This is a genomic window from Corynebacterium lubricantis DSM 45231, from assembly GCF_000379425.1.
Classification (GTDB): domain Bacteria; phylum Actinomycetota; class Actinomycetes; order Mycobacteriales; family Mycobacteriaceae; genus Corynebacterium; species Corynebacterium lubricantis.
In genome coordinates, this window is sequence record NZ_KB902226.1 from 13,954 (window position 1) to 38,869 (window position 24,916).

Sequence of the window (24,916 nt, forward strand, 5' to 3'; positions counted from 1 at the left end):
CCCTTGGTAGTGCGTTATTGCACTACCAAAAATCTCACACAATCAGATCACTTCGAAAGTAAGGAATAGTAAATGACCGAGCAGGAATTCCGCATCGAACACGACACCATGGGTGAAGTTAAGGTTCCAGTCGACGCTCTGTGGCGTGCACAGACCCAGCGTGCGGTGGAGAACTTCCCAATTTCTGGTCGCGGCCTCGAATCTGCACAGATTCGCGCCCTCGGCCTGCTCAAGGCTGCATGTGCTCAGGTGAACAAGGATTCCGGCGCTCTTGATGCAGCGAAGGCTGACGCCATCATTGCAGCGGGCAAGGAAATCGCAGAGGGCGTCCACGACGACCAGTTCCCAATCGACGTCTTCCAGACCGGTTCCGGTACTTCTTCCAACATGAACACCAACGAGGTCATCGCTTCTCTGGCGAAGCAGAAGGGTGTAGAGATTCACCCGAACGATGACGTCAACATGGGTCAGTCCTCCAACGACACCTTCCCAACCGCAACCCACGTTGCTGCTACCGAAGCTGCTGTCAACGACCTCATCCCAGGCCTGAAGGTGCTCCAGGAGTCCCTGCAGAACAAGGCAAACGAGTGGAAAGAGGTCGTCAAGTCCGGCCGTACCCACCTCATGGACGCAGTTCCAGTTACCTTGGGCCAGGAGTTCGGCGGCTACGCACGCCAGATCGAGCTAGGCATCGAGCGCATCGAAGCTACCCTGCCTCGCCTCGGCGAGCTCGCAATCGGCGGCACTGCAACCGGTACCGGCCTGAACACCCCAGCTGACTTCGGTGCAAAGGTCACCGAGGAACTGAAGAACCTCGCCGGTGTCCAGGAGCTCTCCGAAGCAAAGAACCACTTCGAGGCACAGGCTAACCGCGACGCTCTCGTCGAGTTCTCCGGCGCAATGCGCGTCGTCGCTGTCTCCTTCTACAAGATCGCCAACGACATCCGCCTGATGGGTTCCGGCCCACTGACCGGCTTCGGCGAGATCCACCTGCCTGACCTGCAGCCAGGTTCCTCCATCATGCCAGGCAAGGTCAACCCAGTTCTGTGTGAGACTGCCACCCAGGTGTCCGCTCAGGTCATCGGCAACGACGCAGCCATTGCATTCGGTGGTTCCCAGGGTCAGTTCGAGCTCAACGTGTTCATCCCAGTGATGGCTCGCAACGTGCTTGAGTCTTCTCGCCTGCTGGCTAACACCGCGCGTCAGTTCGCTACCAAGCTGGTCGACGGCATCGAGCCAAACATCGAGCGCATGCAGACTTTGGCTGAGTCTTCCCCGTCCATCGTGACCCCGCTGAACTCGGCAATCGGTTACGAGAACGCAGCTAAGGTCGCCAAGGCCGCGCTCGCAGAGGGCAAGACCATCCGCCAGACTGTCATCGACATGGGCTTCGTCGACGGCACCACCCTCACCGAGGAAGAGCTGGACCGTCGCCTCGACGTGCTCAGCATGGCCAACACGGACCGCGATTAATTTCACCAGGTTCGACTAACTAAAGGGAGCCGGCCCGAGGGATGTCCCCGGGCCGGTTTAGCATATGAGTGACTCATTTTCAGACGTAAATAATTCCACCGGCTCCAATCGCCCCGTGGTCGCCGGTGGCATTATTGTGCTCATCGTCGCCGTGATCGCTGCCATCGCGGCAGGTGGGATCGCTTTTTCGCGTAACGACGACAGCGCCTCCGCCACTCCGGAAACCGTGACAGTCACGGCGACCCCGGAAACCCCTGGCGCCTCTCCAGATGCACCACCGGAGGGAACGTATGTTGGCGAAGTCCAAAGTGTCGCCGAGGAAACTGCAGGGTCGCGCTGGCAGGCTGTGGCAACTTTTGGCGGCGATACCGCCATGATTGTCTACCCTGACCAGGGCTGTGCGGTGTCGCTGCAGCCACTCACCGACGAGCTGTATTCGTCCACCGCGTTGACGAAGGGCTGTTCCGGCACCGAGGGCGCCTGGAAAATCTCCGTCCCAGAGTCCGGCTTGGTCGACGTGGTCTATTCCATAGGCGGCATCGACCAGGTCGAAGGGACCCTATCCTTCGGGGTTCCCGTCGAACCTTAGAAGGCGCGTGAGGTAATCGTTCGGAGTAATCACGATTGCCCTGGCCTCTTGGTCGAACGAGGACAGCGTATCCACGTGACCCTCGTGCCAGAAGTGCAACAGGCGAGACAGTGGCTGCCTGGTTGGGTACGTCACTGCCACTTTGGCCATGTGGTTTAAGGAAGCCACCAGTTCCTCGCCTTCACCCACAGGTGAGACGAGGATCGTGCCATGTGCGGGGATGGCAAATAGCAGCCCCTTATCTCGCGGAATCCGCGGAGCAAAGGTATCCAGGACGAGTTCTAATTCCGTCGCAGCCGACGCGAGCTCGGAACCGACCGCCTCGATGGCGACGACGCCACCACCGTGATCCGAGACCTGCACGTCGAACGTCGATTCAATGTCTGCGCGCAGGTTCACGCTGGCCGCATGGCGCAGCGTCTCGGGATCGTCGATACGCGAAAGGGCATCATCCGACATCGTCTTAAATCCTTGACCTGTATCCAAGACGATGGTTGTGGCGGTATCGCTTGTAAACGTGCCCTGGCCGTCCTCGACAGAGACGAGACGTGGGCGCAAAGACGCATACACGGAGGCGGTTTCAGAGCCCTGGCCCTGGGGACTAGCCAACATCTGATCGACTAATGATGTGGCGATCCGCTGCGATGCCTTCGGGTGCACGCTTGAGCCGAGCTGCCGGACCGCACCGGAAACATCCGCGCTGACCTTCCCCAACCGAGGATGGTCGAGCAGAATCATCCTGCCGTTGATGCGGATTGCAGCCCCGCGCTGCTCCGCAGCTTTGCGAAGCTCTGTGCGCAGATCGTTCGCCTTTTCCCGGTCAAGGCCTGGGAAGTTGGCGTCAGGCTCTGCGGGTTTTCGCCGGGAAGGACCAAAGAATCGCACGTGTGCACCTACTTTCTTTTGCCAACCAGCGTAGACGTTACCTGACAATTGTGAAAGATGAGCCGTGGTGGCGACGTCCATCACATTCGCTTTGTTGAGAGATCATCATCTTACCGCAGTAAACTGGACAAATATTGCACCGGGTGTAACATGTCCTCGGTGAGCATTTCTTCTGATGAGGGAGTGCGTGAGACAAAACGTCGCCACACGCGGAGACGCATTATCGACGAAGCCCTGAAACTCATGGAAGAGCAGGACTTTGACAGCGTCACCGTAGAAAGCATTTGTGAAAACGCCGACATCTCACGTCGTACCTTCTTTAACTATATGAACTCCAAGGACGATCTCGTTCTTGGAGCTTTTCCTCCTGCACTGCCACCAGCAGCGCATGAACGGATTGCCACCACCCAAACTAATAATGTTGTTGCGCTCGTGATTACTGAGATCGCCGTAAACGCGGATCCGATCGACAGCGGATTCGAGAGTCGTCAACGCCGGATCATTGCGAAAGACAAAGCACTGGCGTTTAGCGCAATGAATCGAGTTCGCAGTGCAATGAAGCCCGCTCTTCATTCACTCGAGCGTCATTACAGTAACTTCCCCGAAGACAGGGTTCTTGAGCACGAACCTGTCTCCATTGAAATCCACTTTGTGTTCATGAGCGTGATGAACGCAGTGGGTGTCTATTTGCTTCACCCGGAATTCGAACCGACTGATACCGCTTCAGAGGTCGATCAACTACTCAATGCGGCGGCGCTTTCCGCCCGCTTTTCTAAGGAGTTAACTTGGTAGAAACAAGGACTGACCGCGAGCCTGCCGCCGCACCTCGACTCGGTCTGATCTTCACCGCTCTCATCACCACCATGATGATGAGCTCGCTGGGGCAGATGATCTTCTCCACTGCCCTGCCAACCATCGTTGGCGAACTCGGTGGCGTTGAGCATATGAGCTGGGTCATCTCGGCATTCCTGGTCACCATGACCATTGCCATGCCGATCTTCGGCAAGGTCGGCGACATGATTGGCCGCAAGTGGCTGTACATTTTCGGCATCACGGTATTCGTGATCGGCTCCACGCTCGGTGGTTTTGCAGATTCGATGGTTCTGCTTGTTATCGGCCGCGCAATTCAGGGCTTCGGCGCTGGCGGCATGATGGTGACGTCTCAGTCCATCGTTGCTGAGATCATCCCTGCCCGACAGCGCGGCAAGTTCCAAGGCCTGATGGGTGCAGCCTTCGGCGTCTCCTCGGTTCTTGGCCCGGTCCTTGGTGGCTGGTTCACCGACGGTCCTGGCTGGCGCTGGGGCATGTGGATGAACATCCCGATTGGTATTCTGGCCATCATCATCTGCGTGATCGTCCTTCGACTGCGCACGGGTTCCGACGAACGCATGCGCTTCGACTGGCTGGGGACCCTTCTTATGGCCGTGGCAACCTCGAGCCTGATTCTCTTTACCACCTGGGGCGGAAACCAATACGAGTGGTCGTCACCTACGATTCTCGGCCTCATCGCTCTGACCGTTGTTGCAGCGATCGCCTTCGTGCTCGTCGAGCTACGCGCTGAGAATCCTCTGATTCCGATGGAGCTGTTCAAGAACCGCAACATGGTCCTGACAACGGCCGGTGGCATGGTCCTGGGCCTGGCGATGGTCGGCGCGCTGTCCTACCTGCCAACGTATCTGCAGATGGTGCACGGTATGTCGCCGTCCAACGCAGGTTTGATGATGATCCCGATGATGTTCGGCATGTTGGGCACTTCGACCGTGGTGGGCTTTGTGATTACCCGCACCGGTAACTACAAGATTTATCCCATCATCGGCATGGCCATTGTGGCAGTGGCGCTCTTCTTGTTCTCCACTCTCACCGTCGAGACGTCGCTGGTCACCATCGGCCTTTACTTCTTTGTCTTTGGCTTCGGCCTTGGTCTGGTCATGCAGGTACTCGTACTCATCGTGCAGAACTCCTTCCCGATTACCATGGTGGGTACCGCTACCGCGGCGAACAACTTCTTCCGCCAGCTGGGCTCCTCACTCGGTGCATCGCTGATCGGTTCGATGTTCTCGATGAATCTGGTCAACCAACTGCAGGCCAACCTGCCTGGTACGTTCGCCCAGATGGGCCCCGAGGGCGCGACTTATGCGCAGGCTTTCGAAGCAAGTGGCGGCACTGGATCGCTGACTCCAAGTGCTGTGCTGGAATTCCCAACCTTGCTGCGCGAGACCATCATGGTCAGCTACAACGACGCGTTGACTCCTGTGTTCCTGCTCATGGTGCCTCTCGCAATTGTTGCCATGTTGCTCATGTTCCCGATCACCGAGGACAAGCTCAAGGACACTGTGGAGTAAGTGGAAGAGGACTTTCCCACTCCACAATGAAGTACCCCAGGCGATTTGCCTGGGGTACTTTTTCGTCGTAGTTAGACCTTGTTTGTTAAACCTCGTAGTTGGGGGCGGTGATTTCTTTCTCTTCCGGTTTCGGCAAGAGTTTTTCGTACACGTCGGTATCGCGCCACTGCCCTGCATATTCGCCGTAGGTCATCTTCGCGAGGTGGCGGTAGGTGCCCACCTTCTCAAATCCGCGGGACATATGCAGCTTTGCGGAGCCTTCATTCTCCGGGAATACCCAGGAGTGAATCGCCCATTTGTCTAGCTCTTGGCACACTTCAATGAGGCGGTCAAGGAGCGCACCGGCGACTCCCCTGCCCTGGGCATCCGGGTGGATGTAAATGGAGTCTTCGACAACGCCATGAAAGACGCTTCGCGACGACGCCGGCGCCGCTGAAACCCAGCCGATTACCTTGTCGTCGTCATCTTCTTCAACGGCGACGTAGACGGTTTCCATGATCTTGGACCTTGTGAATCTCTCCCACGTAGGCCCTTGAGTTTCATAAGTAGCATTACCTGTTTCGAGGCCCATTTGGTAGATCGCACGCACCTGGGGATAGTCCTCCGGGCGCACTGGTCGAAGATTGAAGCCAGCCTTGGTCATAACTCCCAATTTTTACCCCAACGTTGAAAGTCGCGCAAAATATTCGCAGCCAGCGAACGCTCGCGTGGGTTTAGTGTCCGTCTTCTAAGAGATCCGTGACCAATTCCGCGATCGCCGAGCGCTCCGAACGGTTCAGCGTGATGTGCGCGAAAAGCTCATTGCCCTTCAACTTCTCAATTACGGCCTGGACACCATCGTGACGGCCAACGCGCAGGTTGTCGCGCTGCGCGACGTCGTGAGTCAGGATGACGCGAGAACCGCGGCCCAGGCGAGACAGCACCGTGAGCAAGACGTTGCGTTCCAACGACTGCGCTTCGTCGACGATGACAAAAGTGTCGTGGAGACTGCGGCCTCGAATGTGTGTGAGTGGCAACACCTCGAGCAGACCGCGCGCCATGACTTCTTCCATGACGTTGTCGGACACCACACCCTCGAGTGTGTCGTAGACGGCCTGCGCCCACGGATTCATCTTCTCGGTTTCGCTGCCTGGGAGGTAGCCCAGGTTCTGCCCGCCTACGGCATAGAGCGGGCGGAACACGACGATGCGCTTGTGCTCCCCGCGCTCGAGCACAGCTTCGAGGCCAGCGCACAGAGCTAGGGCCGATTTACCGGTGCCGGCGCGGCCACCGATGGACACAATACCCACGCTGTTATCGGTGAGGAGATCGAGCGCGATCCGCTGTTCCGCGGAGCGACCATTCAAGCCGAAGGCGTTTGTGTCACCGCGAACGAGGCGAACACCGCCGTTGGGTGCCACACGGCCAAGTGCCGATTGCGTGCCAGCGTTTAAGGTGACACCGCAGTGCACGGGCAAGTCATCGGTGTCGATGGCAAGGAAACCGGTGGCGAAGAGTTCGTCGATGTCTTCCCCGGACACCTCGAGCTCTGCCATGCCGGTGTAGCCGGTCAGGACGACATCTTGCGCACGGTATTCGTCGGCAGCAAGACCCACCGTGCCGGCTTTGACGCGCAGCGGAACGTCTTTGGTCACGAGCACGACATCATTGCCCTCGTGCATCAGGTTGAGCGCACAGGCGAGGATGCGGTGATCGCCCTCGGTGCCCCGGAATGCCACTGGAAGCAGTGACTGGTCTTGGTGGTTCAGTTCCACCCGGACCAAGCCGCCGTCCACGTTGACTGGAACGGGCTGGTCAAGGCGGTCGTAGTCCAGGCGAAGCTCTTCTAATAAACGAAGAGCTTGGCGGGCGAACCAGCCAAGCTCTGGGTGATGACGTTTTGCTTCCAACTCAGTAATGACCACAAGCGGGAGTACTACGTGGTGTTCTGCGAACTTCCGAAGCGCCCAGGGGTCTGACAGCAGCACCGAGGTATCTAGTACGTATGTCTTCACCCCCGTCTGGTTTTCCGTGACATCTGAGACATCTGGAGTGAATTCGCGTTCGGTGACAGTTGGTTCAAACATGGGCTTGCTCCCCTAGTCGGCTGCTGTTCGGTAATAGCTCGATGATTTTCCGGACAACCCCGACGGTAGGGAAGCAAGGTGTAAATTACATTGTTGGAAGATGAACTTTTGCTTACGAACCCTTACCCTCTGCTCAAGGGTAAGGGTCGCACACTAGTTAGGCTCAACCTGGGCGGTCCACTCGCCACCCTCGTTGACCCAGTTGATCACACCGTTGGTGAACGTCTGGGTCCAGCCGCCGTCAGGAAGTGTTTCCTCTGGCGCGGTTGGCAGACCGATTTCGTTGGTCAGGCCACCCTGATCAGCCCACGTCTGGCCGATCATGCCCACGAGTGGTGCCGCACCGGAATCCTCGGACCATGCGAGCAGGTTCTCCTCGGCGAACGTTGCCAAGGCGCCGTTATCCTCTTGCTGGATGGACTCTGGGTCGCCCCATTCACCCGATACTTCATCAATGGCAGACTTGAAGTCCGCAGGGATGAGCACGGACTGACCATCTGCAGTCTGCTGCTCTACAGTTTCGCCGTCTGCGCCCTCGGCGCCATTGGCACCTTCGGCGTCTTCACCCTCAGCGTCTGCACCATCAGTTGCGCCTTCGGACTCAGAGGCATCTGCGGAATCGGAGGAGTCCGCAGAATCGGATGCCGATGCGTCTGCACCGCCAGAGGCTTCCGCGCCGGTCGTTGCCGAGGCGTCGCCCGACCCGTCGCTAGAGCTTCCTCCATCAGAGGTACATGCAGCCAACCCACCCGCAATGGTGACCGCTGCAATGACAGTTGCTAGTGTGCGCTTCATCGAAAGATCCTTTCATGTGGGGTCGATTACTTTTCCCAGTATCCGAACTTTTAGTTAACTGCGCTTCTTTCTCCCCCTATATTGGGGGGACTGATTTCCACGGCGAGCTTCTTTCGCTAAGCGTTTCTCTTTCGCTGTTCGCTTCGGCGCCGCGGCCCTCGACGAGTTCAACGTTCTGCCCTTCGCGACGCCAACGAAATCCTGAATTGCGTCCGAGTCCTCGGCTTTTCTCCACACCAGAGCGATAATCGTCACAGGTTCGCTGCCTCCTTTGAGCGTCAGCGGAACGACCTGTTTTTTCGACAACACCTTCAGCAGGGGCTTAGGCCCGAAGGCGATTCCGACGTTCGCCGCGACAACTTGCAAAGCTGCCCGCAGTTCGTCGATGGTGTCGTACTCGTTGATATGTTCGCCGTCCAAGTCCCGAAGTTGCACGGCCTCTCCCACCTCCGCATAGACCGATTCCTTTGGAACCGCCACGCCTGGTTCTTCGTCGTAAAGCGTGACGACGAAGAACTCGTCCGTAACCCGGACGTCCGGGAGCCTTGTGAGCGCTAACTCGGCCTCTCCTGCCTGCAATGCGGCGAACGCATCGTCGGAATCGCGCGTGGTCAACCCATGCGAGGTGGAGTCGCGGAATCTGCGGAACCATTTCGCAGGCTCTGTTCCGGTTACAAACGCAAGGGTCAACATGGCGTTAATGCTACCGTCATGGTTATGAGTGAAGATTTCAACTTCGATGGCGAGCCTTCCGGCACCGCCATGAAACCCGCAACCGCAGCGAAGAAGCTCGGTATCTACCTGCCCGCAACTCCTCAGGAATTCCAGGACGGCGCCGTCACCCACGGCCAATTGCGCGATCTGCAAACCAATCCACCGGAGTGGCTCAAGCAGCTGCGTTTGGAGGGCCCACACCCCCGCCCCGAGGTTGCTCGGAAGCTGGGTATCTCGATTACCGCGCTGAAGCGCAATGACCTGGATCAGCCGTTGACCACCGCTGAGATCAAGGAACTCCTGGCGAACCAGCCCGAGTGGTTGAGCCAGGCTCGCACTGCGTTCGCTGCTGAGCGTGCAGACGGTGCTGACGGACAGGACGCAGATAGCTAATCGCTCGCTTCACGACGAAGGCCCGATCCCCGCTGCTGCAGGGATCGGGCCTTTATTCGCGTGCTTCTTAGACCATCTTCCAGTCTTCGAGGCCTTCGTAGAGTGGGTACTGCTCGGCGAGCTTCTCCACGCGTGCACGAAGCGCTGCTACGTCAGCGTTCTTGCCTGCGGCCAGCGCGGTGCCGATGATGTCTGCGGTCTCGGTGAACGCCGCTGCGTCGAATCCGCGGGTAGCCAGCGCCGGGGTACCGATGCGCAGGCCGGAAGAGACGGCTGGTGGACGTGGGTCGAAAGGCACGGAGTTGCGGTTCACGGTGATGCCCACTTCGTGCAGAAGATCCTCTGCCTGCTGGCCATCCATCTCCGAGTTACGCAGGTCGGCGAGGACCAAGTGCACATCGGTGCCGCCGGTGAGCACGTCAACGCCAGCAGCCTTACAATCATCCGCGGTCAGGCGCTCAGCCAGGATTCGTGCGCCCTCGAGGGTGCGTGCCTGACGGTCCTTGAAGCCGTCGGACGCTGCAACCTTGAGCGCGGTTGCCTTCGCAGCGACTGCGTGCATCAGTGGGCCACCCTGCTGGCCTGGGAAGACTGCGGAGTTGAGCTTCTTTGCGAACTCTTCCTTCGCCAGGATCATGCCGGAGCGTGGGCCGCCGATGGTCTTGTGAATGGTGGTGGACACAACGTCCGAGTAAGGCACTGGGCTTGGGTGCAGGCCAGCTGCAACCAGGCCTGCGAAGTGAGCCATATCGGTCCACAGGTAGGCCCCGACCTCGTCGGCGATCTCGCGGAATGCCTTGAAGTCCAGGGTACGAGGGTAAGCAGACCAGCCAGCAATGATGACCTGTGGCTTGTGCTCGATGGCCAGCTCGCGGACCTTGTCCATGTCAACGCGCATGGTCTCTGGGTCAACTTCGTAGGCAACAACGTTGTACAGGCGACCGGAGAAGTTCGCCTTCATGCCGTGAGTCAGGTGTCCACCGTGTGCCAGGGACAGACCAAGGATGGTGTCGCCTGGCTTGATCAGTGCGTGCAGCACTGCAGCGTTCGCCTGTGCACCGGAGTGAGGCTGAACGTTGGCGTATTCCGCACCGAAGAGTGCCTTGGCGCGTTCGATTGCGAGGTTTTCGATCACATCGACGTTTTCGCAGCCACCGTAGTAGCGCTTGCCTGGGTAGCCTTCGGCGTACTTGTTCGTCAGGACCGAACCCTGTGCCTGCAGCACCGCGCGCGGAACGAAGTTTTCGGAAGCAATCATTTCCAAGGTGTTGCGCTGGCGGGAAATCTCGTTGAGGATTTGTGCGTGCACCTCAGGATCGAGTTCCGCCAGCTCCTGGTTCAACACGTTGTCTGTCATGGGATCGTTGCCGACCTTTCAAAGAGCGAGTAGTTCCTGTGTATCTTACGACACGGGTGAACTCAGCGGGGTCAAGGTCTAGTGCTTAGGCAAGAAGTGGGACAATTAACACTATGGCTCGCAGCACGGACTCCAGTCCCTACCTAGATTTTGACAGAGATGCGTGGAGGGAACTGCGCGCAACGATGCCCCAGGTGCTCTCTGCAGAGGAACTGGAAACGTTGCGTGGCGTGGGCGAGAATATTGATCTCAACGAGGTCACAGACATTTATCTGCCTCTTTCGCGTTTGATTCACCTCCAAATCTCCGCGCGACAGGAACTCACCGCCGCGACGGAAACGTTCCTCGGCGAGAAATCAGTTCGAGTGCCGTTCATCATCGGCGTCGCGGGCTCGGTGGCGGTCGGGAAATCGACGACCGCTCGCTTGCTGCAGGTTCTCCTGCAGCGGTGGGACACCCATCCGCGGGTAGATCTAGTCACCACCGACGGTTTCCTTCTCCCCACCGCCGAGTTGGAACGCCGCAAGTTAATGTCTCGAAAAGGCTTTCCCGAGTCCTACGACCGCCGCGCGCTGCTGCGCTTTGTCACTGACGTCAAGTCCGGCAAACCCAATGTGCACGCGCCCGTGTATTCGCACACGGCGTATGACATTCTCCCCGACGAGTTTCAAATCATCGACCGCCCGGACATTCTCATCTTGGAGGGACTCAACGTCTTACAGACGGGACCAACGTTGATGGTCAGTGATCTGCTTGATTTCTCGGTGTACGTCGATGCACGTACCACCGACATCGAGCATTGGTATATCGAGCGCTTCCTGAAGCTGCGCCACACCGCCTTCCGCCAGCCGGGCGCCCACTTCGCCGACTACGCCCACTTGGACGAGGCGAAGGCATCACACACCGCACGCGAAATTTGGCAATCGATTAACTTGCCCAACTTGATGGAAAATATCCTGCCCACAAGGGTTCGTGCTTCCCTCATACTGCACAAGGGGTATGACCACTTGGTGCAGCGTGTAAGCATGCGCAAGATGTAGGTTGATCAGCGATTATTTACCAAAGCGGCGCGAGCGCTGGGAGTAGTCTCGCAATGCCCGCATGAAGTCAATCTTTCGAAACGCCGGCCAGTAGGTATCAGTAAACCAGATTTCCGAATACGCCGACTGCCACAATAAGAACCCGGAAAGTCGCTGCTCACCGGAAGTTCGAATTACTAAGTCTGGGTCAGGCTGTCCCTTGGTGTAGACGTGCTTGGAAATCGAATCCACTGTCACGGCATCTGCTAGTTGATCCGCAGGGGTCCCTGCAGCCACCTCTTCGTCGATAAGCGTCTTGACCGCATCGACGATTTCCTGGCGCCCGCCGTAACCAACAGCAATATTTACGGTCAGCCCGGGACGCTCGGAAGTCGCCGCGGCGGAATCTTGCATCCGCTTCGCCACCTCGGGTGGCAAAAGGTCGAGGTGGCCCACGAGGCGCACCTTGCAGGTCTGATCGTCGGCGGCAAGATCGTCAATGACATCGGAAATGATGTCGAAGAGCAGCTCGACTTCTTCCCTCGTGCGCTGCAGATTCTCTGTAGACAGCAGGTAGATGGTGATGACTTCTACCTCAGTCTCCGCGGACCAGCGCACCAGCTCGCCGATCTTATTCGCGCCAGCGCGGTGCCCGTGGGAGATATCTGTAAAGCCTGCCTCACGGGCCCACCGCCGGTTCCCGTCCGCCATCACGGCAATGTGCTTCGGTTGCGGCTTGCCGCGCAGCTCACGGCGAAGCCTCCGCTCGTAGAGCGGATACATCAATCGTTCAAGCACATTCACATTATTCAGTGTAGCGGGTTCCTACTTTTCCCTGCGCTTGCGCACCGCGCGAGCCAGATCTTCCAGCAAATCCACAGTCGTGTCGAAATCCATGCACTTATCCGTCACGGACTGTCCGTACACGAGGCCTTCACCACCGTTGATCTTCAACTTTTCCGGATCCAGCTTCTGCGCGCCCGCAACGAGGAAGGATTCGAGCATAATGCCGGCGATGTGATCATTGCCTTCGGCGATCTGCTCGGCGACATCGCGCGTCACCTCAGCTTGGCGCACGTGGTCCTTGTTCGAGTTCGCGTGCGACGCATCGATCATCAAGCGCGCATCGGGGCCAAGCTTATCGACGACCGACGCCACCGAATCCCGGTCGTAATTCGGGCCGTCAGTGCCACCACGCAGAATGACGTGGGTGTGCGGATTGCCATCGGTTTCTACGACGCTGGGTACACCCTCGTCGGATACTCCAAAAAAGAAGTGTGGCTGCTGCGCCGCACTCACCGCGTCGATGGCGACCTGCACGGATCCGTCGGTGCCGTTCTTGAAGCCGATCGGCATGGACATGCCCGAGGCCAGCTGGCGGTGCACCTGGGATTCCGTGGTGCGGGCGCCGATAGCACCCCACGCTACAGCATCGGCGTAGTACTGCGGGCTCGAAGGCTCTAGGAACTCACACGCCGTTGGAAGGCCGGTGGTGACCACCTTGGTCAGTACCTCGCGTGCCAAGCGCAGGCCCTTTTCTACGTGGTAGGTGCCATTGAGATCGGGGTCGTTAATCAGGCCCTTCCAACCCACCGTCGTGCGGGGCTTTTCAAAGTACACGCGCATGACAACCTTGAGCTCCTCGTCGAGACGCTTCGCCAGCGGTGCGAGGCGATCGGCGTATTCCTGAGCCGCGACGGGATCGTGGATCGAACATGGCCCTACAACGACGACCAAACGGTCATCCTCGCCGGCGAAAATATCCGCGATGTCCTGGCGGTCGCGCTCGACCTTGTTCAACTTGTCCTCGTCGAGCGGGAGATCGTTTTGCATTTCCAGCGGGCTTGGGAGGCGGTGGAAGCCGCGGACCCGTTTATTGGAGGTGGAGGCCGAATTGCTCAGTGAGACTGGTTGAGACATTCTCGTGGTTCCTTTTGTGTGTTTCGGGTGTAGATGGGGTGCGATGCAATTGGTGTAAGCAAGCAAAAAAGCAGCCCCTCAACCCTTTCGGGGAGGTGCTGCTTAGGCTCTAGTTAGCGTGTGTTCGGTCAGCTCAAAGAACAAGACCGGGTGACGCCACCCAGAGCCTTGCTAAAATAAAAACGCTGTACGAACATGCCCCACACCATAACACAGTTCATGCTGCGGGGGTAGGGCTTTCACCCAAAGGCGAGAAAATGGGTCAAAACTTCGACTGTTCGCCGCGGTCAAGCACGCCAGCTTCCGCCATCGCTTTGTCTATTGCCTCGGTGTCGAACACGTCCAAGCCGTGTGCCTCCGCAAACATCCGGCGACGATTGAAGCGCGAGTAGCGACGATGGAAGAACCAGCCCAACGTCAGAATCGCTGCCAAAAGTGCCACTAGGATCAGCATGCCAATCGGCGATGCCTTACCGAATTCGGGGCCGAGCGGGCCACCGTCCTCCTGCTGAGCAAGCACGTCGATGACAACGCCCTGGGTGCTGGCCAAAAATTCCGTAATCACGGGTCTTAATCCTCATCCTTCGCGGCATCGGTTGCGATACCTGCGAATAAATCATCTTCGGGCATGTGCGTTGACACACGCGTGCGGGCGAGCTCGAACTCTTCCGTAGGCCACAGTTCTTGCTGCACTTCTACTGATGTTGCCAAGAAAGCCCCCGCTGGGTCAATCTGAGTGGCGTGCGCGAGAAGTGCTTGCTCACGATTACTAAAGTAGTCCGAACATTCAACCTGAGTGGTCACTCGAGCCATAATGTCCGCCCTATTCTCTTCCCAACGCTTAATCATCGGGCCGTACGGGCTGCGTTTCCCTTCGGCGCGCAGGCGCTCGTCGAAAAGCTTCATGCGTTGCAGCACGAAACCGTGGGAGTAATACAACTTCAACGGTGTCCACGGTTGACCCGCTTCGGGGGCAAATTCTGGGTCGCCGGATTTCTCCCACGCCAGCATGGAAATCTCGTGCACCATCAGGTGATCCGGGTGCGGGTAGCCGCCATTTTCGTCGTACGTAATGATCACATGCGGACGGAATTCGCGGATCACTTGCACTAGGTACTTGGTCACCTCTACTGGGTCCTGCTTGGCAAAACATCCCTCTGGCAACGGCGGGAGCGGATCCCCTTCAGGTAAGCCGGAATCCACGTATCCCAGCCACATCTGTTCAACACCAAGGGCATCGGCAGCTTTGGCCATCTCTTCGCGGCGCACTTCAACCATGTTGTCGAGGACGCCGGGGCGGTCCATCGCGGGGTTGAGGATCGAGCCGCGTTCGCCGCCCGTGCAGGTAACAACGAGCACGTCGTTGCCTTCGTCTGCGTATTTCGCCATGGTTGCCGCGCCTTTCGACGATTCGTCGTCGGGGTGCGCATGGATTGCCATGAGGCGTAGGCCGCTCACTAAAACTCCACCTTCCTCATCCTGTAAATTGGGGATTTAGGTTAACTCCAACCAATCTTAGTACGATCAAGGCTAAAGTCATTTTCGTTACTGAGCTCTCGCTCCGCCTGTTGCAATTTGTGAGGTTTTTCGGTCGTGTCCACCCCTGATATTTCCCGCCCCGTCGACCGATATGGGAAGGACTTCACTCCAGAAAAGCCCAAAGGCATCGCCGGCAAAGTCATCGCCGTGATCATGGTCGTCGCGATCGCTCTTATCCTGATCGCCGCTACGGCAAGAATTATGACCAAGGATGACTCGCCGATCGAAGGTTCTTTTGTCACCAATGAGCGTATCGACGATTCCACCAACCGGGTCTGGATCGACGTCGTGCGCTCAAACACCGAAATCCCTTCTTATTGCATCGCCACCTCGTTGGACTATGCCATGGCTGAGGTCGGTCGTCGCGAAGTGATCATTCCTGCGGGTGGCGAAGCGCAGATGCGCATCGCCGTGGACATGCCCACGCGCGGCTACCCCGTCTCCGGCGGTATTTACGGCTGTTCCGAAAACGTCCCGTCCTACATGAACACCGAAAACCCCACATACGATCAGGCTCGTTCCTAAAAAACCCTTTGTGGGTAGCCGGGTAATTTTTAGCACATTGAGGCTGTGTTAGAATGCCCGTTAGTTCAAGTGCGCATTTATGGCGTGTACCTCGCGCTGCCACAACGCAGAAATGTCGGCAGAAATGTCGCAGAATCGTTTCAATGGAAGGTTTGTCACCCATGGCTGAGCCCCAACAGCAGTACATCACCCCAGAGATGAAGGCCAAGCTGGAGAGCGAACTCCAGCAGCTGATTGATAACCGTACCGCCATCGCGGCCGAGATCAATGAGCGTCGTGAGGAAGGCGACCTCAAGGAGAACGCTGGCTACGACGCAGCTCGTGAGCAGCAGGACCAAGAAGAAGCCCGCATTAAGCAGATCTCCGAGATCCTTGCCAGCTCCACCACCGAGCGCTCCGGCGTGATCGAGGGTCAGGCTCACGTTGGCTCCGTCGTGCACGTGTATTACGACGGCGACGAGAACGATAAGGAAACATTCCTGATCGGTACTCGCGCTGCATCGACGGGCAACAAGGACCTGGAGACCTACTCCGAGCAGTCCCCACTCGGCGCTGCTGTGATTGGTGCTGCTGAGGGCGAGACTCGTTCCTACATTGCGCCAAATGGTCGCGAGATTTCGGTAACAATCGTCTCTGCAGAGCCGTATGATTCTGATAAGGCAGCAACACCTCGCGCGAACTAGTTCGCGCAAGTTTCCCGGTGCCAATTCACCTTTAATCATTTCGATTACATATTTTGAAAAGGAAACCCATGCGTATCTCCCGTAAGCTCACCGCAGCCTCCGTGGCGGCTGTCGCAGCCTTGGCTATCGCAGCATGCTCCCCTCCGAACGAAAACGATTCGGAAATCGGAAAGGTCCCTACTGCGGAGACCCAGAACCCAGATTCCCTGAACAATGGACAGCCTGGTTTTGAGGACCCAGAGGCAACCACTGCTCAGTCCACTACCTCGGCTAATGCAACTGCCACTGAGGAAGCTGACGCTAATGGTACTGAGCTCAACCAGGCACCTGAGACCGCTACCGACGGCAGCGGTCTAGAAATGGGTGGCCAGGAAGTAGTCACCGAGCAGTTCTAAGCTTCTCGCTTTGAGGTGTGTGCGCGTCGCTTCGACTTGATAGTCGAGGCGACGTTTTCTTTTGCCTCTTTCTCGGTTTTGGCGACTTCTTTCGTGGCTTTGTCGGCGCTCGCCCGAAGTTTATCTGCACCCGGACCGCTGAGCTGATCTAACCAGGCCGTACGCCCAGTTAACACCAAGAGAATTGCTGCCACGGGACCCCGAGCCTCGGGGCCACTGCCTACCTGCCAATCAACGTCGGTGGCCTTGAAACTAAGGTCGGGAGTACCCAATTGGGTAAAGACCTCGGCTAGTCCTGCCCCTTGATAGGACCAGACCCGCTTAGCCGCCCGCAGCACCTCCTGTGGTGGAACATCGATGGTTTTGCCAAGCGGGATCGCAATATCAAAGCCGTGGACGATGATGTCCATGTGCGTCTCTTGGGGAGTCACACCGAAGTTGTGTTTTGTAGATCCGATCATGTTCCGAATTGCTTTCGGGTAATGATCGGACGGTGCATTGCTCTTGAGGATCGCGGACTTGTGGATGATGCTGTTGAGATTGCCACGTGTTCTCAGGGCTAACCACATGACTTGCGGCAGGCTCATTTGCTGCAGTGTTAAGTGTGCTGCAACGTTTTTTACGGTCCAGCCTGCACACAGCGAAGGCTGCTCCCACTCCCCTGCTTCTAAGTTGTCCAACAGATCTGCGACGCGCTCCCGCTGAGCATCAATTGCGTGCCAGAGTTCTTTGTCCGTGGAGCTCTTCTTCTTTTTCATGGCGGTGCCCTTTCGGGGTCTTCCAATCGGATTTTTGGAATGAGGCACACAAGGTAAATCGCTATTGAGGAATATTTTAATCGGCTCATTTACCAATTCTCAATACCTTTTTCCTCCCATTCTTCGAGGTGGCGCAACAAAAAGCTCCACACCAATTTGGTGTGGAGCCCGCTATGAAAAGGTGGTCGGCTAGTCCCTATTGGTGAAGTAGGACAGCAGGCGCAGGATCTCGGTGTAGAGCCACACCAGGGTCACTGCTAGGCCGAGGGCGACACCCCATGCCATCTTGGACGGTGCGCCGGTGCGGATCAGCTGATCTGCAACATCAAAGTCGTTGAGGAAGCTCACGGCAGCCAGAACGATACAGACAAGCGAGAAGATGATCGAAATCGGGCCACCGTCGCGCAGAATGTTGAAGTCGAAGAAGATTGCTGCAACGAAGTTACCCAATGCGAGCACGGCCACGCCAATGATCGCGCCGGTGACGATGCGGGTAAACCGCGGGGTCACGCGGATTGCGCCGGTCTTGTACACGAACAGCATGCCGAGGAAAACGCCAACAGTGCCCAGGACTGCCTGGCCGATCATCATGCCAGCGTTTTCGTTGCCAATGGTCCAGCCAGAGAGGAGCAGCGACAGGCCACCAACGAAGAGACCTTCGAATGCCGCGTAGATGAGAGTGACCGTACGCGAGCCGTACTTCTTACCGAAAGAATGCACCAGCACGGTGATGAAGCCACCGATACCACCAACGACGGTGAGCAGCATGGCCAATCCAACATTGCCGGTCGCTGCGATAAAGAAGTTAATCAGTGCAAAGACAATAATGACGCCCAAGGTGGCACCAGTCTTGGTCACCACATCGTCAACGGTCATGGGGCGCTCGTTTGCAGGTGCCTGCTGCTGTGGCTGGTAACCCTGCTGGTAGCCCTGGTAGCTACCGTAGGACTGCTGTTGGTAGCCGTAGCCACCCTGTTGTTGGGAGGCGGGTAGGTTCGATAAAACAGGATTATTACTGCGCACGATAACCCGTTTCCTTTCTATAGAGCTTTTGCGAATATCAATGTTCACAAGGTGTAACGCAGTTTAAAGCCTAAAGGTTCCCACGTCACCCTACACGTGTGTGACACATCACAGTATTAATTTCAATGCAGGATTAACCTAGAGCCTATGAGTGAGTGGAATAGGGTGTTCAAACGCTCGCGCTTTGCCCCAAAGCTTGGTGGCACCGCGATCAAGGCAGCATTGATAAAGGCATACGGCGAGCAAGATCCGATTGTGTATGAGTACGGTGATGCTCCCGTGCTCAGTTTCCGCTCCCCAGAGAACAGCGAGATTGAGCCACACTACTTCTACACCACGTTTGGTATTTCCCGCGTGCATTCGGGAACGCCGATCGCCGGTACCCAAACGGAGCTGACCATCAGGGTTGCCGCGGACGAGCCCCTGCCTCCCGCGTGGCCAGCTATGCTACTCAATCGCGTCGCCACGTACCTCGACAGCACCGGAAACGATCTCGAGCCCGGCCACCACATGGATTTTGGCGTTCCGCTTATCGACGATTCCACCCTCTCCGCCCTCATCTTCATCAATGACCCCGCACTCGGGATCGTCGAAACGAAAACCGGCCCCGTCCGATTCACCTACGCCATCGGGATTACCGCGCGCGACTTAGGCGATGCCTTGAACTGGGACGCCCGGAAATTCGCCGGTGTTTTGGGAAACTATTACCCACTCGGACTCACGCATCCGATGCGAGAATCGCTGCGGGAAAACCCGCAGGCCCACCAAATTCTGGAGAAGGCCACGGATGAACAGGGCTCGTCGCTAAGCGCTGCGATGGCTGACTACCTTGACTTCACCGACGACCCCGCGCTGCGCATCGATATCACCTCCGTGGCCGCCGAGCAGCTGCTGCGGGCAGTGCGCTATCGCATTCGGTTTGGAAGGAGTTTTGCGCTGGTCAGTCGCAAGAAATGGATCGAGGTGGTGCCGGGTGAGGGCGAGCCAGTGCTTGCCGACGACCACCTGGGCCTACCCGTTTCTGAGCAGCTCGCGGCGGAAATCCTTGCCGTCTTCGACTCCGCGCCGGGTACTTACGCCATGACCACGCAGCCGATAACGATCCAGGTCATCGACCCGAATCGTTAAAATTGGTGCCCCCACTGGGACTCGAACCCAGACTTGATTGATTTTAAGTCAACTGCCTCTGCCGATTGGGCTATGGGGGCTAGCTTTCTAAATAATACGGTGCCGAAGCGCTGAGACAAACATCGGGGTCCATTTCCGCCTTCTGCCTGTTAAGGGTAGATTTTCTCGAATGACAAAAAACCATTCGGTCTCAATGTGGTCGCTGATGGCCTTAATCATTGGTTCCACCGTGGGCGCGGGCATCTTCTCACTCCCACAAAACATCGCATCGGCAGCAGCGCCGGGGCCCTCGCTGATCGGTTGGACAATCACTGCGGTGGGGATGTTGTCCATCGCCTTCGTCTTCCAGATCTTGGCGGTACGCAAACCGCACCTCGAATCCGGCGTCTATTCCTATGTGCGTGCCGGCCTCGGCGACTTCATCGGTTTCGCCTCCGCGTGGGGCTACTGGCTCGGCTCGGTGATCGCCCAGGTCGGCTACGCCACCTTATTCTTTAGCACCATCGGGTTTTATGTCCCCTTCTTCTCCTCGGAGAACCGCTGGGTCTCGGTGATCTCGGTTTCAGCCTTGACGTGGATCATCTTCGCACTGCTGACTCGTGGCGTGAAGCAAGCGGCATTTATGAACCTCGTGGCCACCGTCGCGAAAATCCTGCCCATCCTCGCTTTTATCCTCTTGGTGGCCTTCTTCGGCTTCTCCTGGGATCGCTTCACCACGGACTTCTGGGGCTCCGGCTCGATCTTCGAGCAGGTCAAGGGCACCATGCTGTTTACTGTATGGGTCTTCATTGGTGTCGAAGGTGCCTCGGTGTACTCCAAGCAGGCGAAATCGCGTGCCGACGTCGGCCGCGCCACCCTCCTCGGTTTCTTCTCCGTGCTTGCGCTGCTCGTCGCCATTTCCACCCTGTCGTACGGCGTCATGAGCCAGGAAGAACTTGCAGCTCTGCCCGATAACTCCATGGCCGCGGTCCTTACCGCAGTTGTAGGGCCGTGGGGCGGCGCATTGATTTCTCTCGGACTATGTCTGTCCGTCCTCGGTGCCTACGTTTCCTGGCAGATGCTGGCCGCCGAACCTGTCGCCATGATGGCCTACGACGGCCTGCTGCCCCGCGCGCTCGGCAAGACCAACAACAACGGTGCGCCATGGGCCGCCCAGCTCGTATCCACGATCGTGATTCAGCTCTGGGTGATCGTCTTCTTCATCTCCGAGGCCGCATACACCTCAATGGTTCAGCTGGCCACGGTCCTCTATCTCGTGCCGTATTTGTTCTCGGCGCTCTATCTGGTCCTTCTGACCGTGCGCGGCAAGGGAATTTCTCACCCGCATGCGGGCACGCGTTTCGACGACTCCGGGCCCGCCGTAGACACCGAGACTAATCGCCGACACTTTGTCATCGGCCTACTCGCCATGGTGTATTCGGTGTGGCTGTTCTACGCCGCCGATCCCGTCTACGTGCTCTACGGCGCGCTCGCTGTTGCACCAGGTTTGGTTCCTTACGTGCTCACCCGGATCAACACCCGCGAACGCATTTTCAACACCTTCGAGTGGGTGGTCGTGGCGATCATCCTTGTTGCTTCGGGGATCGCCATCTCCGGGATCGTGCAGGGCACGCTCGCGCTCTAGGGCGCGGCAGGAGCCTTACTCACTCACGCTGAAAACGCGCTTCTGCTTAGGCTTCTTTGCCTCCCCATCGACCGCAATCTTCTCCACGTCGAAGATATCGGACAAGAAATCCGCCACCCACTGTAGCAGCTCGGTGTCGCGCAAGTTCGGCTGATTGACACCTTTGGCCACGCGAGGGAACGGCACCTGAATCGCCTGCGCCGCAGCCCGATACGTCGTCCCTGGGTAGAGGCGCTTGAGGCGGACCTGCTTCGAATCCGGTAGCTCCACCGGGTGCAGCTTGATGCGGGTGCCCTGCACCGTGATGTTGGCTACCCCGGCGCGCCGTGCTTGGTGACGCAACCTGGCCACCGCCATCAACTGCTCCACCTCGCCGGGCAGCGGACCGAAGCGGTCAACCATCTCGTCGGCCACCTTGTCCAGATCCGTGTTGTCACGGGTTTCCGCAATCTTGCGGTAGAGCTCCAGACGCAGCCGCTCCGAATTGATGTAATTCTCCGGAATGTGCGCGTCCACGGGCAGGTCGATGCGCACTTCCTTCGGACCCTGGTCGGTGGCATCCACGACCTCGCCGGAAGCCAGCGCCTTGTAAGTCTCCACGGCCTCGCCGACGAGGCGCACATACAGGTCGAAGCCAACACCTGCGATATGGCCCGACTGCTCGGCACCGAGCACGTTGCCGGCGCCGCGCATCTCGAGGTCTTTTTGCGCCACGGCGATACCTGCGCCGAGATCGTTGTTCTGCGCAATCGTCGCTAAGCGGTCATAGGACGTCTCGGACAACGTCGCACCCTTCGGATACAGGAAGTAGGCGTAGCCGCGCTCGCGGGAACGTCCCACGCGACCGCGCAGCTGGTGGAGCTGCGACAGGCCCATGTTTTGGGCATTCTCGACGATCAGGGTATTCGCATTCGAGATATCCAGGCCCGTTTCCACAATCGTGGTACACACGAGCACGTCGTATTCGCGGTCCCAGAAACCCTGCACGGTCTGCTCGAGCTGCTGCTCGCCCATTTGTCCGTGCGCGACCACGATGCGCGCCTCGGGGACGAGTTCGCGCAGCTCGCGGGCCTTCTTCTCAATGTCGGAGACCTTGTTGTGAATGAAAAAGACCTGTCCGTCGCGGAGCAATTCACGACGAATCGACGCCGCCACCTGCTTATCCTCATAGGGTCCGACATATGTGAGCACCGGGTGGCGCTCCTCCGGCGGGGTGGTAATCGAGGTCATCTCGCGGATGCCCGTCATGGACATCTCCAGGGTGCGCGGGATCGGTGTCGCCGTCATGGTCAGCACATCCACATGCGCCTTGAGTGCCTTGATGTGTTCCTTGTGCTCGACGCCGAAGCGCTGCTCCTCATCCACGATGATCAGGCCCAAGTTCTTCCAGTGCACGCCGGTTTGCAGGAGACGGTGCGTACCGATCACGATGTCGACGGAACCATCGGCCAGTCCTTTAATCACCTGCTTTGAGTCCGCCGCGGAGGTGAAACGTGACAGCTCACGGATTTCCACACCGAAGCCCTGCATGCGCTGCTCGAAGGTGGAGAAATGCTGCTGAGCCAACAGCGTCGTCGGTACCAGCACCGCCACTTGAGTTCCGTCCTGGACGGCCTTGAAAGCAGCGCGCACGGCAACCTCGGTTTTGCCGAAGCCCACGTCGCCGACGATCACGCGGTCCATCGGGACGGGCTTTTCCATATCCCCTTTGACTGCGTCGATGGCTGTCAGCTGATCCTCGGTTTCCACGAACGGGAAGGCGTCTTCCATCTCGTGCTGCCAAGGCGAATCCGGTGCGAAGGCGTGGCCCGGCGCGCTGACGCGCTTGGCGTAGAGCTCGACGAGTTCGCCGGCGATCTCGCGCACCGCTGCGCGGGCCTTCTTTTTCGTGTTCTTCCAGTCCGAGCCGCCCATCTTGGACAGCGTCGGTGATTCACCACCGGAGTACTTGGACAACAGATCCAGCGAATCCATTGGGACCCAGAGTTGGTCGTTAGGCTGTCCACGCTTCGCGGGCGCGTAGTCGAGCACGATGTATTCGCGACGTGAGGTCTCGTCACCAGCGTTGATCGAGCGCTCGGCCATCTTCACAAACTTGCCGATGCCGTGAGTCTCGTGCACGACAAAATCCCCCGGCTTCAGTGCCAGCGGATCCACCCGGTTGCGACGCCTAGACTTCTTCCGCTTCGCGCCCGCAATATCGCCGACGCGGTTGCCGGTGACGTCGGTTTCCGTGACCACCACCAGCGGGATCTTCGTTCCAGTAAAGATCAGACCGGCATGCGAGAGCGCCTGGTACAAAGTGACTTGGCCCGACACCGGCTCCAGGCCAGGGGTGGCAATGCGCGCCGAGATCCCATGCTCGCGGAAGCGTTCGGCCATCCGGTCCACGGTGCCCTTTGCAGGTGCAATGAAGGCTGCCTCTCCCCCGTCGCCCACATGCTTCTTCAGCTGCGCCATGAGCGCTTCGATCTCTTTGGGATCGCCATGCGGAGCAGGCGCGGGACTGAATTCGAGTGGCAGGGTCTCGGTCTCGTCGGCGGTAAACATTCCCGGAGGCGCAAAGGTCCACCAGCTATTGCCGGCGTTCTTCGCCGAGACCGCCAGAGAATCATAGGAGCGATACGAGGACGCCGAAAGGTCTAGGCCCTCCACGGCGACCGGACCGTCAGCTCCCATGGCCGCGGCTTCCCAGCCAGCCTCAAGGAATTCCTTATCCGTTGCTTCCAAGTCGGCGATGCGCGTGCGCACCTTCTCCGGGGAGGTCACCAACACGATCGAGCCCTTGGGCATCAGCTCCGGCAGCACCGAGAGTTTCTGGGTGGTCAGGGCAGGAATCAGGGCTTCCATACCGTCAGCATGGGTCTTCTCGGAGATGCGGGTGAGCAGCTCCACCAAAGTCGGATTCGACGGGTACTCGCGGGACAGCGTGTCGGCTTTGGCGGCTACGTCGTCGTCGATAAGCAATTGGCGCGCTGGGAAAATCTCCACGCGCGCGACCTCGTCGAGGGTGCGCTGATCGGCGACGGCGAAGGTGCGCAGATCGGTGATCTCGTCGCCCCAAAACTCAAGGCGGAATGGGTGCTCGGAGGTAGTTGGGAAGACATCGATGATGCCGCCGCGTGTGGCAAATTCACCGCGCGCCGCCACCATGTCCACGTGCTTGTACGCAAAATACGTCAACTGCTCGGTGAGCTCGGTGAAGTCGTACTCGTGGTCCTGCTCGACGACGATCGGCGCAGGCGCAGGCAGCACCGGCTGGCATACTCCGCGAGCCGAGGTGACCACGACGCGCAGCGAATCCAGGTGGTGCAGCACTTCGCTTCGCTTGCCGACGACATCTGCCGCCGGCGACAAACGCTCATGCGGCAGGGTCTCGATAGACGGGAAGAGCGCTACCTTTCGCTCCCCCAACATCGCCTTGAGCTCGGCCGTCAGGTCTTCTGCTTCGTGACCTGTTGCCGTGACCAGCAGAACCGGAGTTTCCCGAGCGAGCGCGCCCGCGGCCCACGGCCGTACCTGATCGATGCCCGTGACGTGCATCTTTTCTACACCAATTTGGGAAACGAGGCCATGCAGCTTCGGGTCGGAGGCAGCCTTGGTCAACAACCCTGCAAGCTCTGGGAGATTCTCCGCCATGTACTTTTCCTTGAATTCCTTCTGTTGAATTTTCTCGCGCTACTACTCT

At 58.3% G+C, this 24,916-nt stretch carries 24 protein-coding genes and 1 tRNA gene; 11 read left to right on the forward strand and 14 right to left on the reverse strand.

Annotated features, from left to right (window positions below; genetic code table 11):
• The first annotated feature begins 72 nt into the window (after positions 1 to 72).
• Complete coding sequence (locus A37O_RS0110575) at positions 73 to 1,473, forward strand: class II fumarate hydratase (RefSeq protein ID WP_018297471.1); 1,401 nt, start codon at positions 73 to 75, stop codon at positions 1,471 to 1,473.
• Positions 1,474 to 1,537: 64 nt separating this feature from the next.
• On the forward strand, positions 1,538 to 2,062 hold the full coding sequence (locus tag A37O_RS0110580) for a hypothetical protein (RefSeq protein WP_018297472.1): 525 nt from the start codon (positions 1,538 to 1,540) through the stop codon (positions 2,060 to 2,062).
• Here A37O_RS0110580 and A37O_RS0110585 read toward each other — a convergent pair.
• Positions 2,033 to 2,947 (reverse strand): hypothetical protein, encoded by a 915-nt coding sequence (locus tag A37O_RS0110585; protein ID WP_156802577.1) that lies wholly within the window; start codon positions 2,945 to 2,947, stop codon positions 2,033 to 2,035. The genes A37O_RS0110580 and A37O_RS0110585 overlap by 30 nt on opposite strands.
• Before the next feature lie 159 nt (positions 2,948 to 3,106).
• On the opposite strand from A37O_RS0110585, the gene A37O_RS15935 reads away from it, so the two are divergent.
• Positions 3,107 to 3,739, forward strand: coding sequence for a TetR/AcrR family transcriptional regulator (locus A37O_RS15935; RefSeq protein WP_169332158.1), 633 nt, complete (start codon positions 3,107 to 3,109; stop codon positions 3,737 to 3,739).
• Positions 3,733 to 5,289, forward strand: coding sequence for an MDR family MFS transporter (locus A37O_RS0110595; protein WP_018297475.1), 1,557 nt, complete (start codon positions 3,733 to 3,735; stop codon positions 5,287 to 5,289). The genes A37O_RS15935 and A37O_RS0110595 overlap by 7 nt, the downstream gene beginning before the upstream one ends.
• An 85-nt stretch (positions 5,290 to 5,374) precedes the next feature.
• Here the strand turns inward: A37O_RS0110595 and A37O_RS0110600 are convergent, their stop codons facing one another.
• The 4 genes from A37O_RS0110600 to A37O_RS0110615 all read right to left on the reverse strand — a co-directional run bounded on the left by A37O_RS0110600 (position 5,375) and on the right by A37O_RS0110615 (position 8,843).
• A complete protein-coding gene (locus A37O_RS0110600; RefSeq protein WP_018297476.1) occupies positions 5,375 to 5,932 on the reverse strand; it encodes a GNAT family N-acetyltransferase in 558 nt (185 codons plus the stop codon).
• A 70-nt stretch (positions 5,933 to 6,002) separates the two neighbouring features.
• On the reverse strand, positions 6,003 to 7,355 hold the full coding sequence (phoH2, locus tag A37O_RS0110605; protein WP_018297477.1) for an RNA 5'-3' helicase PhoH2: 1,353 nt from the start codon (positions 7,353 to 7,355) through the stop codon (positions 6,003 to 6,005).
• Between the two features lie 153 nt (positions 7,356 to 7,508).
• The gene (locus A37O_RS0110610; protein ID WP_018297478.1) at positions 7,509 to 8,150 is read right to left on the reverse strand and encodes an LGFP repeat-containing protein; all 642 of its coding nucleotides are present in this window, start codon (positions 8,148 to 8,150) and stop codon (positions 7,509 to 7,511) included.
• Between the two features lie 54 nt (positions 8,151 to 8,204).
• On the reverse strand, positions 8,205 to 8,843 hold the full coding sequence (locus A37O_RS0110615; protein WP_018297479.1) for a LysR family transcriptional regulator substrate-binding protein: 639 nt from the start codon (positions 8,841 to 8,843) through the stop codon (positions 8,205 to 8,207).
• A 24-nt stretch (positions 8,844 to 8,867) separates the two neighbouring features.
• Here A37O_RS0110615 and A37O_RS0110620 point away from each other — a divergent pair, with 24 nt between their 5' ends.
• Positions 8,868 to 9,257, forward strand: coding sequence for a DUF5997 family protein (locus A37O_RS0110620; protein ID WP_026196309.1), 390 nt, complete (start codon positions 8,868 to 8,870; stop codon positions 9,255 to 9,257).
• 67 nt (positions 9,258 to 9,324) lie between these two features.
• Here the strand turns inward: A37O_RS0110620 and glyA are convergent, their stop codons facing one another.
• Positions 9,325 to 10,614 carry a serine hydroxymethyltransferase gene (gene glyA, locus A37O_RS0110625; protein ID WP_018297481.1) on the reverse strand — a complete coding sequence of 430 codons (1,290 nt, stop codon included), beginning with the start codon at positions 10,612 to 10,614 and terminating at the stop codon, positions 9,325 to 9,327.
• A 113-nt stretch (positions 10,615 to 10,727) separates the two neighbouring features.
• Between glyA and coaA the strand changes: the two genes are divergently transcribed.
• Positions 10,728 to 11,654, forward strand: coding sequence for a type I pantothenate kinase (coaA, locus tag A37O_RS0110630; protein ID WP_026196310.1), 927 nt, complete (start codon positions 10,728 to 10,730; stop codon positions 11,652 to 11,654).
• A 12-nt stretch (positions 11,655 to 11,666) separates the two neighbouring features.
• On the opposite strand, the gene A37O_RS0110635 is transcribed toward coaA, so the two are convergent.
• The 4 genes from A37O_RS0110635 to mca all read right to left on the reverse strand — a co-directional run bounded on the left by A37O_RS0110635 (position 11,667) and on the right by mca (position 15,011).
• Complete coding sequence (locus A37O_RS0110635; RefSeq protein WP_018297483.1) at positions 11,667 to 12,437, reverse strand: isoprenyl transferase; 771 nt, start codon at positions 12,435 to 12,437, stop codon at positions 11,667 to 11,669.
• Between the two features lie 21 nt (positions 12,438 to 12,458).
• On the reverse strand, positions 12,459 to 13,553 hold the full coding sequence (locus A37O_RS0110640) for a 3-deoxy-7-phosphoheptulonate synthase (protein WP_018297484.1): 1,095 nt from the start codon (positions 13,551 to 13,553) through the stop codon (positions 12,459 to 12,461).
• Between the two features lie 262 nt (positions 13,554 to 13,815).
• Positions 13,816 to 14,118 carry a hypothetical protein gene (locus A37O_RS0110645; RefSeq protein WP_018297485.1) on the reverse strand — a complete coding sequence of 101 codons (303 nt, stop codon included), beginning with the start codon at positions 14,116 to 14,118 and terminating at the stop codon, positions 13,816 to 13,818.
• 5 nt (positions 14,119 to 14,123) lie between these two features.
• Complete coding sequence (gene mca / locus A37O_RS0110650; RefSeq protein ID WP_026196312.1) at positions 14,124 to 15,011, reverse strand: mycothiol conjugate amidase Mca; 888 nt, start codon at positions 15,009 to 15,011, stop codon at positions 14,124 to 14,126.
• Between the two features lie 135 nt (positions 15,012 to 15,146).
• Between mca and A37O_RS0110655 the strand changes: the two genes are divergently transcribed.
• The 3 genes from A37O_RS0110655 (at position 15,147) to A37O_RS15385 (ending at position 16,695) form a co-directional block, all read left to right on the forward strand.
• The gene (locus A37O_RS0110655) at positions 15,147 to 15,617 is read left to right on the forward strand and encodes a DUF4307 domain-containing protein (RefSeq protein ID WP_018297487.1); all 471 of its coding nucleotides are present in this window, start codon (positions 15,147 to 15,149) and stop codon (positions 15,615 to 15,617) included.
• Positions 15,618 to 15,778: 161 nt separating this feature from the next.
• Positions 15,779 to 16,300 carry a transcription elongation factor GreA gene (gene greA, locus A37O_RS0110660; protein WP_018297488.1) on the forward strand — a complete coding sequence of 174 codons (522 nt, stop codon included), beginning with the start codon at positions 15,779 to 15,781 and terminating at the stop codon, positions 16,298 to 16,300.
• 68 nt (positions 16,301 to 16,368) lie between these two features.
• Positions 16,369 to 16,695: a hypothetical protein gene (locus A37O_RS15385; RefSeq protein WP_018297489.1), complete on the forward strand. Its 327-nt coding sequence runs from the start codon at positions 16,369 to 16,371 to the stop codon at positions 16,693 to 16,695.
• Here A37O_RS15385 and A37O_RS0110670 read toward each other — a convergent pair.
• Both A37O_RS0110670 and A37O_RS0110675 read right to left on the reverse strand, forming a co-directional pair.
• Positions 16,692 to 17,453 carry a maleylpyruvate isomerase family mycothiol-dependent enzyme gene (locus tag A37O_RS0110670; RefSeq protein ID WP_018297490.1) on the reverse strand — a complete coding sequence of 254 codons (762 nt, stop codon included), beginning with the start codon at positions 17,451 to 17,453 and terminating at the stop codon, positions 16,692 to 16,694. The genes A37O_RS15385 and A37O_RS0110670 overlap by 4 nt on opposite strands.
• 189 nt (positions 17,454 to 17,642) lie before the next feature.
• Positions 17,643 to 18,476, reverse strand: coding sequence for a Bax inhibitor-1/YccA family protein (locus tag A37O_RS0110675; protein WP_018297491.1), 834 nt, complete (start codon positions 18,474 to 18,476; stop codon positions 17,643 to 17,645).
• Positions 18,477 to 18,623: 147 nt separating this feature from the next.
• Between A37O_RS0110675 and A37O_RS0110680 the strand changes: the two genes are divergently transcribed.
• Positions 18,624 to 19,604, forward strand: coding sequence for a suppressor of fused domain protein (locus A37O_RS0110680; RefSeq protein ID WP_033378091.1), 981 nt, complete (start codon positions 18,624 to 18,626; stop codon positions 19,602 to 19,604).
• 3 nt (positions 19,605 to 19,607) lie between these two features.
• Here the strand turns inward: A37O_RS0110680 and A37O_RS0110685 are convergent.
• Positions 19,608 to 19,684 (reverse strand) — tRNA-Leu (locus tag A37O_RS0110685).
• Positions 19,685 to 19,773: 89 nt separating this feature from the next.
• On the opposite strand from A37O_RS0110685, the gene A37O_RS0110690 reads away from it, so the two are divergent.
• Positions 19,774 to 21,228: an amino acid permease gene (locus A37O_RS0110690; RefSeq protein ID WP_026196313.1), complete on the forward strand. Its 1,455-nt coding sequence runs from the start codon at positions 19,774 to 19,776 to the stop codon at positions 21,226 to 21,228.
• 15 nt (positions 21,229 to 21,243) lie between these two features.
• On the opposite strand, the gene mfd is transcribed toward A37O_RS0110690, so the two are convergent.
• On the reverse strand, positions 21,244 to 24,867 hold the full coding sequence (mfd, locus tag A37O_RS0110695; RefSeq protein WP_018297494.1) for a transcription-repair coupling factor: 3,624 nt from the start codon (positions 24,865 to 24,867) through the stop codon (positions 21,244 to 21,246).
• Between the last annotated feature and the right edge of the window lie 49 nt (positions 24,868 to 24,916).

Excerpts from the sequence above, each read along its gene's own strand:
- A37O_RS0110575 (WP_018297471.1), top strand. The coding sequence starts at position 73 with ATGACCGAGCAGGAATTCCGCATCGAACACGACACCATGGGTGAAGTT.
- A37O_RS0110580 (WP_018297472.1), top strand. The coding sequence starts at position 1,538 with ATGAGTGACTCATTTTCAGACGTAAATAATTCCACCGGCTCCAATCGC.
- A37O_RS0110600 (WP_018297476.1), bottom strand. The coding sequence starts at position 5,932 with ATGACCAAGGCTGGCTTCAATCTTCGACCAGTGCGCCCGGAGGACTAT.
- phoH2 (WP_018297477.1), bottom strand. The coding sequence starts at position 7,355 with ATGTTTGAACCAACTGTCACCGAACGCGAATTCACTCCAGATGTCTCA.
- A37O_RS0110610 (WP_018297478.1), bottom strand. The coding sequence starts at position 8,150 with ATGAAGCGCACACTAGCAACTGTCATTGCAGCGGTCACCATTGCGGGT.
- A37O_RS0110615 (WP_018297479.1), bottom strand. The coding sequence starts at position 8,843 with ATGTTGACCCTTGCGTTTGTAACCGGAACAGAGCCTGCGAAATGGTTC.
- A37O_RS0110620 (WP_026196309.1), top strand. The coding sequence starts at position 8,868 with ATGAGTGAAGATTTCAACTTCGATGGCGAGCCTTCCGGCACCGCCATG.
- glyA (WP_018297481.1), bottom strand. The coding sequence starts at position 10,614 with ATGACAGACAACGTGTTGAACCAGGAGCTGGCGGAACTCGATCCTGAG.
- coaA (WP_026196310.1), top strand. The coding sequence starts at position 10,728 with ATGGCTCGCAGCACGGACTCCAGTCCCTACCTAGATTTTGACAGAGAT.
- A37O_RS0110640 (WP_018297484.1), bottom strand. The coding sequence starts at position 13,553 with ATGTCTCAACCAGTCTCACTGAGCAATTCGGCCTCCACCTCCAATAAA.
- greA (WP_018297488.1), top strand. The coding sequence starts at position 15,779 with ATGGCTGAGCCCCAACAGCAGTACATCACCCCAGAGATGAAGGCCAAG.
- A37O_RS15385 (WP_018297489.1), top strand. The coding sequence starts at position 16,369 with ATGCGTATCTCCCGTAAGCTCACCGCAGCCTCCGTGGCGGCTGTCGCA.
- A37O_RS0110670 (WP_018297490.1), bottom strand. The coding sequence starts at position 17,453 with ATGAAAAAGAAGAAGAGCTCCACGGACAAAGAACTCTGGCACGCAATT.
- A37O_RS0110680 (WP_033378091.1), top strand. The coding sequence starts at position 18,624 with ATGAGTGAGTGGAATAGGGTGTTCAAACGCTCGCGCTTTGCCCCAAAG.
- A37O_RS0110690 (WP_026196313.1), top strand. The coding sequence starts at position 19,774 with ATGACAAAAAACCATTCGGTCTCAATGTGGTCGCTGATGGCCTTAATC.
- mfd (WP_018297494.1), bottom strand. The coding sequence starts at position 24,867 with ATGGCGGAGAATCTCCCAGAGCTTGCAGGGTTGTTGACCAAGGCTGCC.